Source organism: Streptomyces sp. NPDC030809 (genome assembly GCF_055572195.1).
In genome coordinates this window covers 68,904-84,245 of sequence record NZ_JBVIDV010000020.1, presented here as the reverse complement: position 1 = coordinate 84,245, position 15,342 = coordinate 68,904, and the positions used below count along the sequence as shown (strand labels likewise).

Sequence of the window (15,342 nt, the reverse complement as noted above, 5' to 3'; positions counted from 1 at the left end):
CGGACCCGCCGCTCCGTGCGGCACGTGAGCGGGCCCGGCCTTCCCTTTCCACAGGCCGGGCCCTTCTCATGCCCGCGGACCGGTGACACCGCGTCCCCCTGCGGCACCCCCTCGTGTCCGTCCCCGGCCGCGGCCGCAGCCCTGCTGGAGGGTGAGCCGACTCACGCCGGAGCGGGCCCCCTCCGCCCGGCCGGGCAGACGAACCGTTCACCTCGGCGCGATACGCTCGTCTGCCGGACAAACTCCACCGAAACACCCTTCACCCCCGCCCCTCCCGCTCCGCCCTCCTGCCCCCTCCCCACCCACGAGCTGACAAGGAAGTCGCCACCGTGGCCATCTCCGTCTTCGATCTCTTCTCCATCGGTATCGGCCCCTCCTCGTCCCACACCGTGGGCCCCATGCGGGCGGCCCGCATGTTCGTCAACCGCCTGAAGAAGGACGGCGTCCTCGCCCAGACCGCGTCCGTGCGGGCCGAGCTGTTCGGCTCCCTCGGCGCCACCGGCCACGGACACGGCACCCCCAAGGCCGTCCTGCTCGGCCTCGAAGGCCACTCGCCCCGGACGGTCGACGTGGAGAAGGCGGACGAGGAGGTCGAGCGGATCCGGCAGAGCGGCCGGCTGCGCCTGCTCGGGGCGGAGATAGGGGACGTCCACGAGATCGCCTTCGACGAGCCCAGCCAGCTGATCCTGCACCGCCGCCGCTCCCTGCCGTACCACGCGAACGGCATGACCCTCTTCGCGTACGACGAGACCGGCGCCCCGCTGCTGGAGAAGACGTACTACTCGGTCGGCGGCGGCTTCGTCGTGGACGAGGACGCGGTCGGCGAGGACCGGATCAAGCTCGACGACACCGTGCTGAAGTACCCCTTCCGCACCGGCGACGAGATGCTGCGCCTCACCAAGGAGACCGGCCTGTCGATCTCCGCGCTGATGCTGGAGAACGAGAAGGCCTGGCGCACCGAGGAGGAGATCCGCGAGGGCCTGCTGGAGATCTGGCGGGTCATGCAGGCCTGCGTGCAGCGCGGCATCTCCCGCGAGGGCATCCTCCCCGGCGGCCTGCGCGTCAGGCGCCGCGCCGCCTCCACCGCCCGCCAGCTGCGCACCGAGGGCGACCCGATGCTGCACCGCAGCGAGTGGACGACCATCTACGCGATGGCCGTGAACGAGGAGAACGCGGCCGGCGGCCGGGTCGTGACCGCGCCCACCAACGGCGCGGCGGGGGTCCTGCCGGCGGTCCTGCACTACTACGTGAACTTCGTGCCCGGCGCCGACGAGGACGGCGTGGTCCGCTTCCTCCTGGCCGCCGGCGCGATCGGCATGCTGTTCAAGGAGAACGCCTCGATCTCCGGCGCCGAGGTCGGCTGCCAGGGCGAGGTCGGCTCGGCCTGCTCGATGGCGGCCGGCGCCCTCGCCGAGGTGCTGGGGGGCACCCCGGAGCAGGTGGAGAACGCCGCCGAGATCGGCATGGAGCACAACCTGGGCCTGACCTGCGACCCGGTCGGCGGCCTGGTGCAGATCCCGTGCATCGAGCGCAACGGCATGGCGGCGGTCAAGGCCGTCACCGCGGCCCGCATGGCGATGCGCGGGGACGGCAGCCACAAGGTCTCCCTCGACAAGGTCATCAAGACCATGAAGCAGACCGGCGACGACATGAAGGTCAAGTACAAGGAGACGGCGCGCGGCGGCCTGGCCGTCAACGTCATCGAGTGCTGATCCCGCCGCACCCCGGGCCGGCCGCCTGAAACGCCCCGCCCCCGCCAGGCCACGGCCGCGCAGGGGCGGGGCGCTGACCGCCAACGCCGCCATCCGGCGGGCGGGGCCGCCCCCGGCGCAGGGGTCGGGGCCGCTCCGGCCGTGCCGGGCACCGCGGCCCGGAGCGCGGCGACCGCCGCCCTGCCGGACGTGCTCTGGTACGCGCTGTGGGACGAGGACAGGACGACCACGCGGACTGGCCCTGGAACCCGGCGCTGTACACCGGCCACCGGCGGGCCCACCAGTACGGGGTGAACAGCAGGGAGACCCGGGCGGGGTACACCCTGACCGCGGACCGCGGCGACCGGGACGCCCCGGTCGCCGTGATCGCCCGCGACGGCCGCCGGGCCGGGCGCCTCGGGGCCCGCAGGCCCGCGCTCCGGGATCCATCACCCGAACGGTGCAACCGTCCGGGGGCGGGGGATGTCTCCTCTGGTGACAGCACTGTCCCCGCCTCAGGAGATCCGGGGGTCGAAATGACTCACCGTTCCATCCGCCGTCAGCGTCTCGTGGCCGTGGCCACGGGAGTGCTGCTGACCGCCGGCGCCGCGCTCGCGGCCCCGGTTTCCGCCGCCGCCGCACCGGCCGCGGCACCGAGTGCGCACAAGCCCGTCCCGACGACCCAGACCCCGCAGGTGGTCAACGCCCGCTACGCGGCGCACTGCACCTTCGACCGGGTCGTCGTCGACATCAAGGGGTACATCCCGCCCGTCACCGTCAAGCGGGTCGCCGAACTGCGGTACGACGGCTCCGGCCGGAAGGTCCCGCTGCCCGGCCGCCACTTCCTGGAGATCCGGATGCACCCGGCCCAGGGCCACGACGACGACGGGCAGCCGGTCTACAAGGGCCCCCGCCTCAAGAAGCTGAACCTGCCCAAGCTGAAGGGGATCGCCCTCACCGGCGACTTCGAGGGGTACGTGACCTTCGGGACCGCGTTCAACACCCGGCCCGAGTACAAGACGTTCAAGCTCCACAACCCGGAGCGCTGGGTCATGGACGTCAAGCACGCCAACGTCTGCTGACGCCGGCGGGCGGAGGCCGGCGACGGCCCGGCGAGGGGGCGGCGGTCCGGACGGGCCGCCGCCCCCTCCCCCGTCCGGGGCCGGGTTGTACGTGCCGGATCGGGGCGACTAGGGTCATCTGGCCTTGGTGTACGGGAAACCGGTGGGAAACCGGTGCGGCCCTCGCCACTGTGATCGGGAAGTCCGGCTCCACTCCTGCGGGAAGCCACTGGGCTGCTGCGGGAGACCGCACGGCCCGGGAAGGCGGAGCCAGGGCGGCAGTACCCGTGAGCCAGGAGACCGGCCGGGGCGCGCTGTCCATCCACGAGGTGCTGGAGAGGTCTTCCCCACTCATGCATATAGCCGAGGGGTTCCTGCCCCCGCTGCACGCGGCCGCCTGGGGCGCCGCATCGGCCCCCTTCGTCGTCCACGGCGTCCGGGCCCTGACCCGCGAGGTCAGGGCGAACCCCGAGAGCACGTTGCTGCTGGGGGCCTCCGGCGCCTTCACGTTCGTGCTCTCGGCCCTGAAGATCCCCTCGGTGACGGGCAGTTGCTCGCACCCGACCGGGACCGGCCTGGGCGCGGTGCTGTTCCGGCCGCCCGTCATGGCGGTACTGGGCACGATCACCCTGCTGTTCCAGGCCCTGCTGCTGGCCCACGGCGGCCTGACCACCCTCGGCGCGAACGTCTTCTCGATGGCGATCGCGGGCCCTTGGGCCGGGTACGCGGCCTACCGGCTGCTGCGCCGGGCCGGGGCGCCGCTCATGGTCGCGGTGTTCTCCGGCGCCTTCTTCGCCGACCTGGTCACCTACTGCGTGACCAGCGTGCAGCTGGCGCTGGCCTTCCCGGACCCGGGCACCGGGTTCCCCGGCGCGCTGGCGAAGTTCGGCGGCATCTTCGCGGTGACGCAGATCCCGCTGGCGGTGAGCGAGGGGCTGTTGACGGTCCTGGTGATGCGGCTGCTGACGCAGTCCAGCAAGGCCGATCTGACCCGGCTCGGGGTGCTGGGGGCACCGGCCGGTTCCGCGACCGGTCCGGAGGTGGCGGCGCGATGAGCAGGAACGCACGGATCAACACCCTCCTGCTGCTGCTGGTGGCGGCGCTCGCCGTGCTGCCGCTCGCGCTGGGCCTCGGCGAGGGCAAGGAGGAGCCGTTCACCGGCGCCGACGCGCAGGCCGAGGCGGCCATCACCGAGCTCGACCCCGGCTACGAGCCCTGGTTCTCCCCGCTGTACGAACCGCCGTCCGGGGAGGTCGAGTCGGCGCTGTTCGCCCTCCAGGCGGCGCTGGGCGCGGGGGTGCTCGCGTACTACTTCGGACTGCGGCGCGGCCGCCGCCAGGGCGAGGCCCGCGCGGCGGCGGCCGCGGGTTCCGGCGCCCCGTCCGGCGCGGACGCCCCCGCGGACGGTGCACCGGGCGCGGGGTCCTAGCCGGTGCTGCCCATCGACGCGGCCGCGCACGGCAGCCGCTGGCGGGGCCGGCACCCGCTGGAGAAGGCGCTGCTCGGGCTGGGGCTGACGGTGGCGGCCCTGTGCCTGCCGCCGTGGCCCGGCGGCCCGCTGGTGGCCGCCGCCACCCTGGGCGTGCTGCTCGGCCCCGCCGGGGTGGCGCCGCGGCAGCTGTGGCGGGCCTTCCGGATCCCGCTGGGCTTCTGCTTCACGGGCGCGCTCCCCCTGCTGGTGCAGGTCGGCGGCCCGGCGGGGCTGCTCGCCCCGGCCCCCGACGGCCTGCGGCAGGCGGCCGAGCTGCTGCTGCGGACCTCGGCGGGCTCCTTGGGCGTGCTGCTGTTCGCGTTCACCACCCCGGTGTCGGACGTCCTGCCGCGGCTGGTGCGGGCCGGGGTGCCCGCCCCCGTGGTGGACGTGGCGCTGGTCATGTACCGGATCGGCTTCCTGCTGCTGGACTCGCTGGCCCAGGTCCGGCAGGCGCAGGCGGCCCGGCTGGGGAACACCGGCCGCGCGGCGCTCTGGCGCTCCCTCGCCGGGCAGGGCGCCACCGTGTTCGTACGGGCCTTCGACCGGGCCGGGCGGATGCAGGCGGGGCTGGCCGGCCGCGGCTACGACGGCACCCTGCGGGTGCTGGTCCCGCCGGCGGCGGTCTCCTGGCGGTTCCTGGCGGCCTCGGCCGCCCTGCTCGGCGCCGTGGTCGCGCTGACCCTCGTACTGAAAGGCCTGGGGCTGTGAACCCGTTGGTGGAACTGGTCGATGCGGGATACGCCTACGAGGACGGGCCCGAGGTGCTGTCGGGGGTGTCCTTCGGGATCCCCGCGGGCCGGGCGCTGGCCCTGCTGGGGCGCAACGGCGGGGGCAAGACCACCCTGCTGCGGCTGCTGAGCGGCGGGCTGCGGCCCGGCTCGGGGCGGCTGCTGCTCGACGGGGAGCCGGTGCGCCACGACCGCAAGGGCCTGACCCGGCTGCGGACCGCGGTGCAGCTGGTGGTGCAGGACCCGGACGACCAGCTGTTCGCCGCCTCGGTGGAGCAGGACGTCTCCTTCGGGCCGATGAACCTCGGGCTGCCCGAGCGGGAGGTCCGCGAGCGGGTGGCCGGGGCGCTGGAGGCGCTGGACATCACCGCCCTGCGGGAGCGGCCCACGCACCTGCTGTCGTACGGGCAGCGCAAGCGGGCCGCCATCGCGGGGGCGGTGGCGATGCAGCCTCGGGTGCTGATCCTCGACGAGCCGACGGCCGGGCTGGATCCGGACGGGCAGGAGCGGCTGCTGGCCGCGCTGGAGCGGCTGCGGGCCCTCGGGACCACGGTGGTGATGTCCACGCACGACGTGGAGCTGGCGGTGCGCTGGGCGGACGACGCCGCGGTGCTGGGCCCGGACGGGCTGCGGACGGGGCCTGCCGGGGAGCTGCTGGCGGACGCGGAGCTGCTGGCGGCGGCCCGGCTGCGGCCGGCCTGGGCCCCGGCGGTGGCGGCCTTCCTGCGCGCCGGGGGCCTGCTGGCCGCGGACGCCCCGGGGCCGGGCACCCCGGACGAGCTCGCGGCCTGGCTCCCGGACGGGCTGCGGGCCGGGGCCGGGGAGCGGGGCGGGAGCCGGGCCGGGGAGCCGGGCCCGGCCTGACCGGCCGGGAGCGGGCCGCCCCTACGATGGCGGCATGTCGCTGCCGCACGCCATCCTCACCGCCCTGCTGGAGAAGCCCTCGTCGGGGCTGGAGCTGACCCGGCGGTTCGACAAGTCCATCGGCTACTTCTGGTCCGCCACCCACCAGCAGATATACCGCGAGCTCGGGAAGCTGGAGGAGGCCGGGCTGATCCGGGTGCTGCCGGGCGGGCCGCCCGCGCGGGGGCAGAAGAAGGAGTTCGAGGTGCTGCCCGCGGGGCGGGCGGAGCTGAGCCGCTGGGTGGGCGAGAGCCAGGACCCGAAGCAGATCAGGGACCCGCTGCTGCTGCGGCTGCGGGCGGCCGGCGTGGTGGGTCCGCAGGGGCTGACCGCGGAGCTGCGGCGGCACGTGGAGCTGCACCGGCGGCAGCTGGCGATGTACGAGGCCATCGAGGAGCGGGACTTCCCGCCGGAGCGGAACGCCGACGAGGACCGGCTGCGGCGGCTGGTGCTGCACGGCGGGACCGGGCTGGAGACCTTCTGGCTGCGCTGGCTGGAGGAGGCGCTGGCCGAGGTCTCGGACATCGAGGGGGCGGCCCCGGCGGCCGGGGATGCCGGGGATGCCGGCGGCGGGGCGGACGGGCCCGCGGACGGGCCGGGGACGGACGGGCCGTGACCCCCGGCGGCCGTCGGCCGCCGGGGTCCGGGCCGGGCGTCACTTGTTCAGCGCGGCCCAGAACTCGTCGAAGCTGAGCAGGCCGTCGTGGTTCGCGTCCTTGGACGCGATGACCGCCTCGGCCACCGGGCCGGTGACGAACGGGTCGCCCATCTGAGCCATGGCCTTCTTGAACTCGTCGGCCGTCACGAACCCGTCGCCGTTCTGGTCGAACCGGCCGAAGGCCTCACGTGCGCTCTCGATGTCCGCCACTGGGATCCACCCCTTCTCGGTGCTTGCTGACCGGCTCAGGGTAGCGGCGGTGCGGCCCGGCCGGGTCCCTGGGGTCCGCCCGAGCGTCCGACCGGTATTCCCATTACCCATCCGTAATACGGAACGGATAATTCCGGCCAACAAATCGGAACCCCACTTGTCACCCTCAGGCATCACGCGATAACTTATCGGCATTGCCGCCACACCAGGAGCGCAGGGCTCCCAGGGACAAGCGGCAACAAGGGCGATCACATACGTGACGATCAATACCGACTCTTCGTTTGACGCATCATTCGAGGTCCTGCCCTTCACCCGTACCTGCCGTCATATATGGGAAGACGGCGACCATGTGCTGATCGGCGTGAGCCCCGGCAACAGCTACTTCAGCGCCGACCGGATAGCCGGGCTCGCCCAGTGGGCCACGGAACGCTTCGCACAGGTCGACTTCGTCTACGCAGACCTCCACGTGGACCGGATGTTCGCAGCATTCGGCTACACGCGCGAGCACGCCGGGAAGCGTGCGGCCAAGGAGATCAAGGCGGTGCGGCGCAGGATCGTAAAAGGGGTGGAGGAATCCGGCACCCACCATGCCGAGATCCGGGTGAGGGCCCTCTCGGAATTCCAGGACAACCAGGTGTACCAGCTCCTGCACCGGCGGGTCCTGCATTTCCTGGAGACCGATGACGAATTCCGCAAGGGCTGCGAGAAGATGGCTCTGCACTTCGTGGGATCGAAGCTCCCTGAAGGCGAATCCATCTCGGACGAGCAGCTCCGGGTGTGTTTCGACTACATTGCCGCCGAGCTGCCTTTCTTCCTGGACACCCCCAGCATTCTGGACGTGCCCTCCTCGGTGTCCGCGTACCACGTCACCATGCCGCTGACCGAGGTGCTCTACGCACGCGGCGGCGGTCTCCGCGCCACCCGCAACCAGGCGTACGCCGTCGTGCGCCCGGAAGCGGCGGACGCGGCCGTCCTACCCCCGTCGGCCGCGGCATCCGCCACACCCGCAACACCCGCAACACCCGCACCAGTGGAAAGGACCGCCGATGAGCGTCGCGCAGCCTGAGGCCGACCGGAACGACGGCCCCCTGATCGACTTCCCCCTCTCCCGCCGCGGTGACGTGCTCCCCGAGGAGTGCACCCGGCTGCGCGAGAAGGCCCCGGTCGCCAAGGTGCGCACCCTCACCGGCGACCCCGCCTGGCTCGTCAGCAGCCACGCGCTGGCCAAGCAGGTGCTGGAGGACGAGCGCTTCAGCCTCAAGGACACCGCCAACGCGGGCGTCCCCCGGCAGTACGCGCTGACGATCCCGCCCGAGGTCGTCGACAACATGGGCAACATCAACAGCGCGGGCCTGCGCAACGCGGTCATGAAGTCGCTCAACCCGCGCCAGGCGGGGCTCCAGGACTTCCTGCGGGCCACCGCGCACGGGCTGATCGACGCCCTGGTCGCGGAGGGCGGCCCGGCCGACCTGCGGGCCGGTTTCGCCGACCCCTTCTCGGCGGCCCTGCACTGCGAGGTGCTCGGCGCCCCCTTCGAGGACTGGCGCCGGCTGATGTCCGGGCTGGACGTGGCCTTCATGACCGCGGCCGAGCCCTTCGCCGACTCCGCGCTCAACTGGTACAAGGACGTCGGCTACTTCGTGGCGCAGCTGAACGCCCAGCTGGCCCGGCCCGAGGCCGAGCGCACCGGCCTGCTGGGCAGGTTCGCCGGGCTGAAGGAGGCGGACCCCGAGTCGGCGCACCTGACCGACGACATGTTCGCCACCGTGGCCGTCTCGCTGTTCGGCGCGGGCGCGATCTCCACCTCCTCCTTCCTGGTGCTGGCCGTGCTCGCGCTGCTCCAGCGGCCGGAGCTCCTCGGCCACCTGCGCGCCCACCCGGAGCGCACCGGACGGGCGGTGGACGAGCTGCTGCGCTGGAACCTGTCCATCGGCGACGGCCTGCCGCGGCTGGCCCTGGCCGACGTCCAGGTCGGGGACGTGCTGGTGAAGGAGGGCGAGTTGGTCCTCGTCCTCGTGGAGGGGGCCAACTTCGACCCCGCGGTGTTCGCGGACCCCGACCGCCTGGACCTGGACCGTGAGGTCAACCCGCACCTGTCGTTCGGCGCCGGCCGGCACTTCTGCCCGGCCTCCGCGCTGGGCCGGGTGCACGCCGAGATCGCCCTGGAGGTGCTGGTGGAGCGGCTGCCCGAGCTGCGGCTCGCGGTGCCGGCCGAGAACCTCGTGTGGCGTACGGGGTTCATCAAGCGCCTCCCGGAGCGGCTCCCGGTCGCCTGGTGAGACGGCGGTGCCCCGGGGGCCGGCGGACCCCCGGGGCACCGGTGTGCCGTACGTGCCGGCGGGCCGGACGCCGCCCGCCCGGACCGGCCGGAGCCCGCCCGGCCCGCGCGGGCTCCGGTCAGCGGAAGATGCCGGTGTGCCCCAGCGAGTAGCGGCCGGGCTGCGGGTACACGGCCAGGCCGTGCGGGCCGCCGCCGACCGGGATGCGGGCCAGCTGCTTGCCCGTCGCGGTGTCGATCGCGTACACCTCGCCGTTGTAGCGGCCGGAGAGCCACAGCACCCGGCCGTCGGCCGAGACCCCGCCCATGTCGGGGCTGCCGCCGTCCGGCAGGTGCCACTTCTTCGTCAGGCGGTTCGCCGGGAAGTCGAAGACGGAGACGGTGCCCTCGCCGCGGTTGGAGATGTACATCTCCTTCGAGTCGCGGCTGACGTAGAGCCCGTGGCAGCCCTTTCCGGTGGGCAGCAGCTTCGGGGTGGTGAACTTCTCCCCGTCGAGCACCCACATGCCGTGCGCCATCATGTCGGCGACGTAGAAGGTCTTCCCGTCCGGCGAGATCTTCACGTCCTGGGGCATCGCGCCCTCGAACGGGATCTTCTGCTGCCCGATGACCTCCATCTTCTCCGTGTCCACCTTGAGGAGTTCCCCGGAGAACTCGCAGGAGACGATGAAGTACCGCCCGTCGGCGGAGAAGTCGGCGTGGTTGACCCCGAAGCAGCTCACGGGCACCGTTTTGACCCGGTCCATCGTGTGCGGGTCGCGGAACACCAGCTCCTTGTCCATCGAGGCCATGACCACCGCGTACTTGCCGTTGGGCGTGAAGTACAGGTTGTACGGGTCGTGCACCTCGACCGGCTTGCCGGCCTTCCCGGTGGCGGGGTCGATGGGGGTGAGCGTGTGCCCGCGGTTGTTGTTGACCCACAGGGTCTTCATGTCCCAGGACGGCACCACGTGCTGCGGTTGCACCCCGACCGGGATGGTCTCCACCACCTCGTACGTGGCGGGGTCGATCACGGACACGGTGTTGGAGGTGGTGTTGGGGACGTAGACCCGGGACGGGAAGTCCTTGACCACCGGGGAGAGCTTGTTCGGCCGGTCGGCCGCGTACACGTCGTTCGGGTCCAGCAGCGGGGGCATCCCGGCCAGCCCCGGCGGGGCGGCGGGCACGGCGCGGGCCGGGCGGGCCGCGCCCTTGGTGCCCAGCGCCTCGGGCTTCCCCTTGTCCGGGGACCCGCAGCCGGCCAGGGCGGCGAGGACCAGGGCGGCGAGGAGCACGGTGGCCTTCCGGGGAAGGCGGGTGGTCGTCATGAGGTCAGCAGCTCCGTGGTGGTCACCGGCCGCAGTCCGCGGCGCGCGAGTTCTTCGAGCAGGGCAGGCATGGCGTCGACGGTGTCGGCGTAGCCGAAGTGCAGGCTCACCACCGATCCCCCGCGGACCGTCGCGGTGGCGTTGCGTACGACGGCCGCGGCGCCGGGCGAGGTGAAGTCGAGGGAGTCCACGTCGTACGAGAGGACGTGCGGGTAGCCCGCCCGGCGGGCCAGGGTCCGCACGAGCGGGGTGGCGTGCTGCGCCCGGGAGGGCCGGAACCAGGTGCCGACGGAGCCGGTGAGGGTGCGCAGCCGCCGGGCGCAGGCCGTGATCTCGGCGTACGCGGCGGCCTCCGGCATCGTGCTGATGTCGAGGTGGCGCTGGGTGTGGTTGCCGAGTTCGTGGCCTCCGTCGAGGATCCGGCGGGCCATCTGCGGATGGGCGTCCAGCCAGCTGCCGACGGCCAGCACGGTCAGGTGCGCCCCGGCCTTCTCGGCCTCGGCGAGCACCGCACGGGCGGTGGCGGGGTCCCCGTTGCCGTGGAAGGTGAGGGCGACCCGCGGGCGGTCGCGCGGCCCGTGGGCGATCTCCGCGGGCTGCCCGGGAAAGGCCCGGGGGGCGGGTGCGGCCGGCGCGGGACCGGAGGCGGCGGGCGGCGGGGCCGTGCCCGCGGCGGGCGGGGCTGCGGCGGGGCGGCCCGTGCCGCACGCGGCGGCGAGGGCTCCGGCGGCGACCGCCGCACCGGCGCGGAGGGCGGTCCGGCGGTCTGGGTAACAGGGCACCGTCCCATTTAAGGGGCGGCCTGCACCAAAGGTAATGATTGACCCAATTCGGGACTTTCACCCCGAGTCTTCCGGCAGGCGACACAAGGCTCGGATGATCAACGATTCACCCACTCGACCCCATAGTTATTCATCGAAACTGAGGTCAGTGGCCCATCTCACCTAGATTTTAGCTAGAAACTCTTACTATTTGCACACTTATGTCCGAGTAGGGACTTTTGGCGTCATGGCGCTCTTCTGCCATAGTCGGAACCACGACTTCCCGTTGACCCGAGCGAGGTCGCACAGCCGCCGAGGACCACACCCCCTTCAGGTCCTCGGCGCACTCACGAAGCCCCCGAAGCGCCCCACCACGGCGACAGGGGGCTTCTGCGTTCCCGGCGGCGGAGCCTCAGTGCCGGTCGGCCACGCGCATCTCGAACCAGGTGAGCTTGCCGCGCGGCAGCAGGTCGGCCCCCCACCGGTCGGAGAGCTTGTCCACGAGGAACAGCCCGCGACCGCTCACGTCGAGCTCGTGCACGGGCAGCAGGCAGGGCAGCCCCCGGGAGGGGTCGCGCACCTCGACCCGGATCCACCCCCGGCGGCGCTTCATCTGGAGCCCGAAGGAACGCGCCCCGGTGTGGCGGACGGCGTTGCCCACGAGCTCCGAGACGAGTAAGACCGCGTGCTCGGCGATCTGCGCCGAGAGTCCCCACTGCCGCACCACCACGCACTGGGTGAGCCGGCGGGCCGTCCACGCGGACTCCGGACGCGAGGGCAGGGTCACTTCCGCCTCGGCCGGATTACCGTACAACTCGACTGCTTTCAGGCCCTGTTCGTCCTCAAGGGCTGCCGTCAGCCGTACGGCGGAAGCGCTGCTGCGCTGCCGCGGTTGCTCCACACCCTCCAGGCCCGCCATGCACCCATCATGGACGGCCGAGAGGCCCGCGCGTGCCGTTCCGCGCGAAAACGCCCCCCGGAACCGGAGGCTCCGAGGGGGCGATTTGTCATATGCCGAGGGCAATCTTCACAGCTCGAAACGGGGATTGAGCTGCGGTGACACGCTGTCCCTAGATCATCACGGTGAGTGGATCTCCATGATTCCTTAAGGTTTCTTTAAGCCGGAGCTAAGCCACCCCCAGGGGGGAATCAGAGGAACTTGGCCTTGCCCGGGCCCTCCTCGACGAAGCTCCGCATGCCGCGCTCGCGGTCCTCGGTGGCGAACAGGCCCGCGAACCAGTTGCGTTCGATGGTCAGGCCGGTGTCGATGTCGGCCTCCAGCCCGGCGTCCACGCACTCCTTCGCCGCGCGCAGCGCGATCGCCGGCCCCTGGGCCAGCTTCGCCGCCCAGGCGTGCGCCTGCTCGTACACCTCGGCGGCCGGGACCACCCGGTCCACCAGGCCGAGCGCGAGGGCCTCGTCCGCCTTGACCATCCGGCCGGTGAAGATGAGGTCCTTGGCCTTGGACGGGCCGATCAGGCGGGCCAGCCGCTGGGTGCCGCCGGCGCCCGGGATGAGGCCGAGCAGGATCTCCGGCTGGCCGAGCTTGGCGTTGTCGGCGGCGATCCGGTAGTCCGCACAGAGCGTCAGCTCGCAGCCGCCGCCCAGGGCGTAGCCGGTGATGGCGGCGACGACCGGCTTGGGGATGCGGGCCACCGCGGTGAAGGAGTCCTGCAGGGCGCGGGACCGGGCGACCATCGCCGCGTGGTCCATGACCTGCATCTCCTTGATGTCCGCGCCCGCCGCGAACACCTTCTCGCCGCCGTACAGGATCACGGCGCGCACGTCGGCGCGCTCGGTCGCCTCCTCGGCCAGGGCGCGCAGGCCGTCCTGGGTGGCGATGTCCAGCGCGTTCATGGGCGGCCGGTCCAGCCGGATGGTGCCGACGCCTTCGGAGACTTCGAGAGAGATGGTCATGCCGGAAGGTTAGTACCGGTTAACGCGAAGGGGCCCGGTGCCGTAGGTCACAGCACCGGGCCCCGTCACGGGGTCGTCCGCGGGCGGCTTACGCCTTCCACTCCGACCAGGGCATGTTCCAGCCGTTGAGGCCGTTCTCCGGGGCGATCTGCTTGTCGTTGGAGTTCTTCACGATCACCACGTCGCCGATGAGGGAGTTGTTGAAGAACCAGGCCGCCGGGGCGTCCGGGTTGCCGCCGCCGCGCTGGTCCTCCAGGCCGACGCAGCCGTGGCTGACGTTCTCCGAGCCGAAGGTGCCGGAGTTGGCCCAGTAGTTGCCGTGGACGAAGGTTCCCGAGTTGGACAGCCGCATGGCGTGCGGCACGTCCTCGATGTCGTACTCGCCGCCGAAGCCGACGGTGGCCCCGTTCATGCGGGTCACCTCGTACTTCTCGCTGATGACCATCTGGCCGTTGTACGTGGTCGTGGCCGGGGCGCCGGCGGTGATCGGGATGTTCTTGAGGACGGCGCCGTCCCGGACCACCTGCATCCGGTGGCTGCTCGCGTCCACGGTGGAGACCTGCGAGCGGCCGATCGTGAACTTCACCGTGCGGGTCTGCTTGCCGTAGACCCCCGGCCGGCCCTCGACCCCGTCGAGGTTCAGCTTGACGGTGACCTTGGTGCCCGGGGCCCAGTACTTCTCCGGGCGGAAGTCCAGGCGGTCGTTGCCGAACCAGTGGCCCTCGATCGGCACGGACGGCTCGGCCGTCACCGTGATGGCCTTCTCGACGGCCTCGGGGGCGGTGATGCCCCGGGTGAAGTTGATGGACACCGGCATGCCCACGCCGACGGTCGCGCCGTCCTCGGGGGTGTAGTGGCCGATGAAGGTGTTCTTCGGGGTGAGCGTGGTGAAGGTGATGTCCTTCGCGGACTCCCGGCCGCCCGAGTCCTTGGCGACGGCGTGCACCTTGTACTCGGTGGCCGCGCCGAGGTGGCGTACGGGCTCCCAGCTGCGGCCGTCGGCGGCCAGCTTGCCTTCGACGGCGTTGCCCTTGGTGTCCGCCACCGTGACGGTGGTGAGCTTGCCGTTGGCGGCCGTGATCTTCAGGACGCCGCTGGTGGCGACCTCCTTGGCGCCGTCGGCGGGCGCGATGGTCACGACGGCCGTCGAGGCCTCCGTGCCGCCGCCCTTGCCGCCGGAGCCCTTGCCGTTGTCACCGCCGGTACCGCCGCCACCGCCGCTGCAGGCGGAGGTGAGCAGCAGGGCCGCGCCCAGCAGGAGGGCGGCCGCTCCGGTACGGGCACGGCCGCGCCGCGCGCGCGGCGCGGCCGGTATCGGCTGCACGTTCACGTTTTCTTGTCTCCCCATGTCCCCCGCGCGCGGGCATTCGCGCGCATGACGACAGGTAATCACACGGGAGACCACGGTCGGCAACGGAGTTGTCACCGTTCCGTCCCAAGTGGGGCGGTGCGCGGGCGGGGAGAGGGCCCGGACCGGCGGCCTCCGGCGGGATCAGTCCTCCGTGCCGGTACGCGTGCCCCACACGTAGACCGCGTCGCCCTCGGTGAGCAGGTCCCAGAGGCGGGCGGCGTCGGGCACGGTGAGGTTGACGCAGCCGGCCGAGCCGGCGTTGTCGAACATGTCCCCGGGGCGCCCGTGGATGGCCTGCCCGCCGTCGAAGAACTGGGCGTACGGCATGGGCGAGTCGGGGTAGAGCGAGGAGACGTGGTCGCGGTTGCGCCAGTAGATCTCGTGCCAGCCGGGCCGGGTCTCCTGCTCGTCGCGTCCGGTGCGCACCGGTACGGGGGCGAAGACCACCTTGGCGTCCCGCTGCACCCACAGGAGTTGGCGGTCCATGTCCACGCAGGTCACCCGGTGCGGGCGGACCGGGCAGTCACCGGCCGCGTTGGGGTTCGCGCGCGCTTTCAGGGCGACCAGGGTGCGGTAGGTGAGGAGGTCGGGATAGCCGTCGGCCGGCTCGATCCGGTGGGTCTGCTGGAAGGCGCGGATGGCGGCGCAGTCCTCCGGGGACTGCCGCCCGTCCACCGGCCGCTTGAGGTACTCCTCCAGCTCCCGCTGGTAGGGGCCGGTCCGTGCGGTGCACGGGGTGTCGGCGGCGGCCGGGCCCGCGGCGGGCGCTGCGGCCGCGGAGCGGGCGGCGGAGCCGGCCGGGCCGGCTGCCGCGGCGGGGCCGGCCGGGGGGAGGAGGGCCAGCAGGGCCAGCGCCCCGGCGAGCAGGACGGGCCCGCCGCGGGCGGGGCGGCCGGGCGTGCGGCCCGGAGGGGTGCAGGGTGTCGCAGATATCGGGGGTATCGCCATGGTGGCCTCCTCGCGCCCGCAGGCCGGGCTCCGTTGCGTCCAGCTAACAGAGCCC

Annotated in this window: 16 protein-coding genes and 1 riboswitch; of the genes, 9 read left to right on the top strand and 7 right to left on the bottom strand. The window is 72.6% G+C overall.

The genetic code is table 11. The features are described from left to right. The first annotated feature begins 329 nt into the window (after positions 1–329). The 7 genes from ACZ407_RS25115 to ACZ407_RS25085 all read left to right on the top strand — a co-directional run bounded on the left by ACZ407_RS25115 (position 330) and on the right by ACZ407_RS25085 (position 6,473). A complete protein-coding gene (locus ACZ407_RS25115) occupies positions 330–1,712 on the top strand; it encodes an L-serine ammonia-lyase (protein ID WP_468131907.1) in 1,383 nt (460 codons plus the stop codon). Between the two features lie 515 nt (positions 1,713–2,227). After that, on the top strand, positions 2,228–2,773 hold the full coding sequence (locus tag ACZ407_RS25110; protein ID WP_468131905.1) for an AMIN-like domain-containing (lipo)protein: 546 nt from the start codon (positions 2,228–2,230) through the stop codon (positions 2,771–2,773). 108 nt (positions 2,774–2,881) lie between these two features. Further along, a riboswitch (cobalamin riboswitch) is annotated at positions 2,882–3,075 on the top strand. A 30-nt stretch (positions 3,076–3,105) separates the two neighbouring features. Further along, positions 3,106–3,807: an energy-coupling factor ABC transporter permease gene (locus ACZ407_RS25105; protein ID WP_468132056.1), complete on the top strand. Its 702-nt coding sequence runs from the start codon at positions 3,106–3,108 to the stop codon at positions 3,805–3,807. Continuing rightward, complete coding sequence (locus ACZ407_RS25100; protein ID WP_468131903.1) at positions 3,804–4,181, top strand: energy-coupling factor ABC transporter substrate-binding protein; 378 nt, start codon at positions 3,804–3,806, stop codon at positions 4,179–4,181. Before ACZ407_RS25105 ends, ACZ407_RS25100 begins: the two co-directional genes overlap by 4 nt. 3 nt (positions 4,182–4,184) lie before the next feature. Then, positions 4,185–4,934, top strand: a complete 750-nt coding sequence (gene cbiQ, locus ACZ407_RS25095) for a cobalt ECF transporter T component CbiQ (RefSeq protein ID WP_468131901.1) — start codon at positions 4,185–4,187, stop codon at positions 4,932–4,934. Further along, on the top strand, positions 4,931–5,818 hold the full coding sequence (locus ACZ407_RS25090) for an energy-coupling factor ABC transporter ATP-binding protein (RefSeq protein WP_468131899.1): 888 nt from the start codon (positions 4,931–4,933) through the stop codon (positions 5,816–5,818). Before cbiQ ends, ACZ407_RS25090 begins: the two co-directional genes overlap by 4 nt. A gap of 34 nt (positions 5,819–5,852) precedes the next feature. Then, on the top strand, positions 5,853–6,473 hold the full coding sequence (locus tag ACZ407_RS25085; RefSeq protein ID WP_468131897.1) for a PadR family transcriptional regulator: 621 nt from the start codon (positions 5,853–5,855) through the stop codon (positions 6,471–6,473). Between the two features lie 39 nt (positions 6,474–6,512). On the opposite strand, the gene ACZ407_RS25080 is transcribed toward ACZ407_RS25085, so the two are convergent. Then, complete coding sequence (locus ACZ407_RS25080; RefSeq protein ID WP_468131895.1) at positions 6,513–6,725, bottom strand: EF-hand domain-containing protein; 213 nt, start codon at positions 6,723–6,725, stop codon at positions 6,513–6,515. A 256-nt stretch (positions 6,726–6,981) separates the two neighbouring features. On the opposite strand from ACZ407_RS25080, the gene ACZ407_RS25075 reads away from it, so the two are divergent. Both ACZ407_RS25075 and ACZ407_RS25070 read left to right on the top strand, forming a co-directional pair. Next, positions 6,982–7,791 (top strand): tRNA-dependent cyclodipeptide synthase, encoded by an 810-nt coding sequence (locus tag ACZ407_RS25075; RefSeq protein WP_468131893.1) that lies wholly within the window; start codon positions 6,982–6,984, stop codon positions 7,789–7,791. Next, positions 7,772–9,004 (top strand): cytochrome P450, encoded by a 1,233-nt coding sequence (locus ACZ407_RS25070; protein ID WP_468131891.1) that lies wholly within the window; start codon positions 7,772–7,774, stop codon positions 9,002–9,004. The genes ACZ407_RS25075 and ACZ407_RS25070 overlap by 20 nt, the downstream gene beginning before the upstream one ends. Before the next feature lie 118 nt (positions 9,005–9,122). Here ACZ407_RS25070 and ACZ407_RS25065 read toward each other — a convergent pair whose 3' ends face one another. From ACZ407_RS25065 to ACZ407_RS25040, 6 genes are all read right to left on the bottom strand, one after another. Beyond that, positions 9,123–10,310: a YVTN family beta-propeller repeat protein gene (locus ACZ407_RS25065; protein WP_468131889.1), complete on the bottom strand. Its 1,188-nt coding sequence runs from the start codon at positions 10,308–10,310 to the stop codon at positions 9,123–9,125. Continuing rightward, the gene (locus ACZ407_RS25060; RefSeq protein ID WP_468131887.1) at positions 10,307–11,092 is read right to left on the bottom strand and encodes a polysaccharide deacetylase family protein; all 786 of its coding nucleotides are present in this window, start codon (positions 11,090–11,092) and stop codon (positions 10,307–10,309) included. The genes ACZ407_RS25065 and ACZ407_RS25060 overlap by 4 nt, the downstream gene beginning before the upstream one ends. A 391-nt stretch (positions 11,093–11,483) precedes the next feature. After that, entirely contained in the window at positions 11,484–11,990 is a 507-nt protein-coding gene (locus ACZ407_RS25055) for an ATP-binding protein (protein ID WP_468131885.1), read from the bottom strand. A 230-nt stretch (positions 11,991–12,220) separates the two neighbouring features. Continuing rightward, the gene (locus ACZ407_RS25050) at positions 12,221–12,988 is read right to left on the bottom strand and encodes an enoyl-CoA hydratase/isomerase family protein (RefSeq protein ID WP_468131883.1); all 768 of its coding nucleotides are present in this window, start codon (positions 12,986–12,988) and stop codon (positions 12,221–12,223) included. Between the two features lie 88 nt (positions 12,989–13,076). Next, a complete protein-coding gene (locus ACZ407_RS25045; protein WP_468131881.1) occupies positions 13,077–14,318 on the bottom strand; it encodes a L,D-transpeptidase in 1,242 nt (413 codons plus the stop codon). 162 nt (positions 14,319–14,480) lie between these two features. Next, on the bottom strand, positions 14,481–15,287 hold the full coding sequence (locus tag ACZ407_RS25040; RefSeq protein WP_468131879.1) for a L,D-transpeptidase family protein: 807 nt from the start codon (positions 15,285–15,287) through the stop codon (positions 14,481–14,483). Between the last annotated feature and the right edge of the window lie 55 nt (positions 15,288–15,342).

What these genes read in the sequence shown, in the direction of transcription:
- ACZ407_RS25110 (WP_468131905.1), top strand. Translation starts at nt 2,228, where the DNA reads ATGACTCACCGTTCCATCCGCCGTCAGCGTCTCGTGGCCGTGGCCACG.
- ACZ407_RS25105 (WP_468132056.1), top strand. Translation starts at nt 3,106, where the DNA reads ATGCATATAGCCGAGGGGTTCCTGCCCCCGCTGCACGCGGCCGCCTGG.
- ACZ407_RS25100 (WP_468131903.1), top strand. Translation starts at nt 3,804, where the DNA reads ATGAGCAGGAACGCACGGATCAACACCCTCCTGCTGCTGCTGGTGGCG.
- ACZ407_RS25085 (WP_468131897.1), top strand. Translation starts at nt 5,853, where the DNA reads ATGTCGCTGCCGCACGCCATCCTCACCGCCCTGCTGGAGAAGCCCTCG.
- ACZ407_RS25070 (WP_468131891.1), top strand. Translation starts at nt 7,772, where the DNA reads ATGAGCGTCGCGCAGCCTGAGGCCGACCGGAACGACGGCCCCCTGATC.
- ACZ407_RS25065 (WP_468131889.1), bottom strand. Translation starts at nt 10,310, where the DNA reads ATGACGACCACCCGCCTTCCCCGGAAGGCCACCGTGCTCCTCGCCGCC.
- ACZ407_RS25055 (WP_468131885.1), bottom strand. Translation starts at nt 11,990, where the DNA reads ATGGCGGGCCTGGAGGGTGTGGAGCAACCGCGGCAGCGCAGCAGCGCT.
- ACZ407_RS25050 (WP_468131883.1), bottom strand. Translation starts at nt 12,988, where the DNA reads ATGACCATCTCTCTCGAAGTCTCCGAAGGCGTCGGCACCATCCGGCTG.
- ACZ407_RS25040 (WP_468131879.1), bottom strand. Translation starts at nt 15,287, where the DNA reads ATGGCGATACCCCCGATATCTGCGACACCCTGCACCCCTCCGGGCCGC.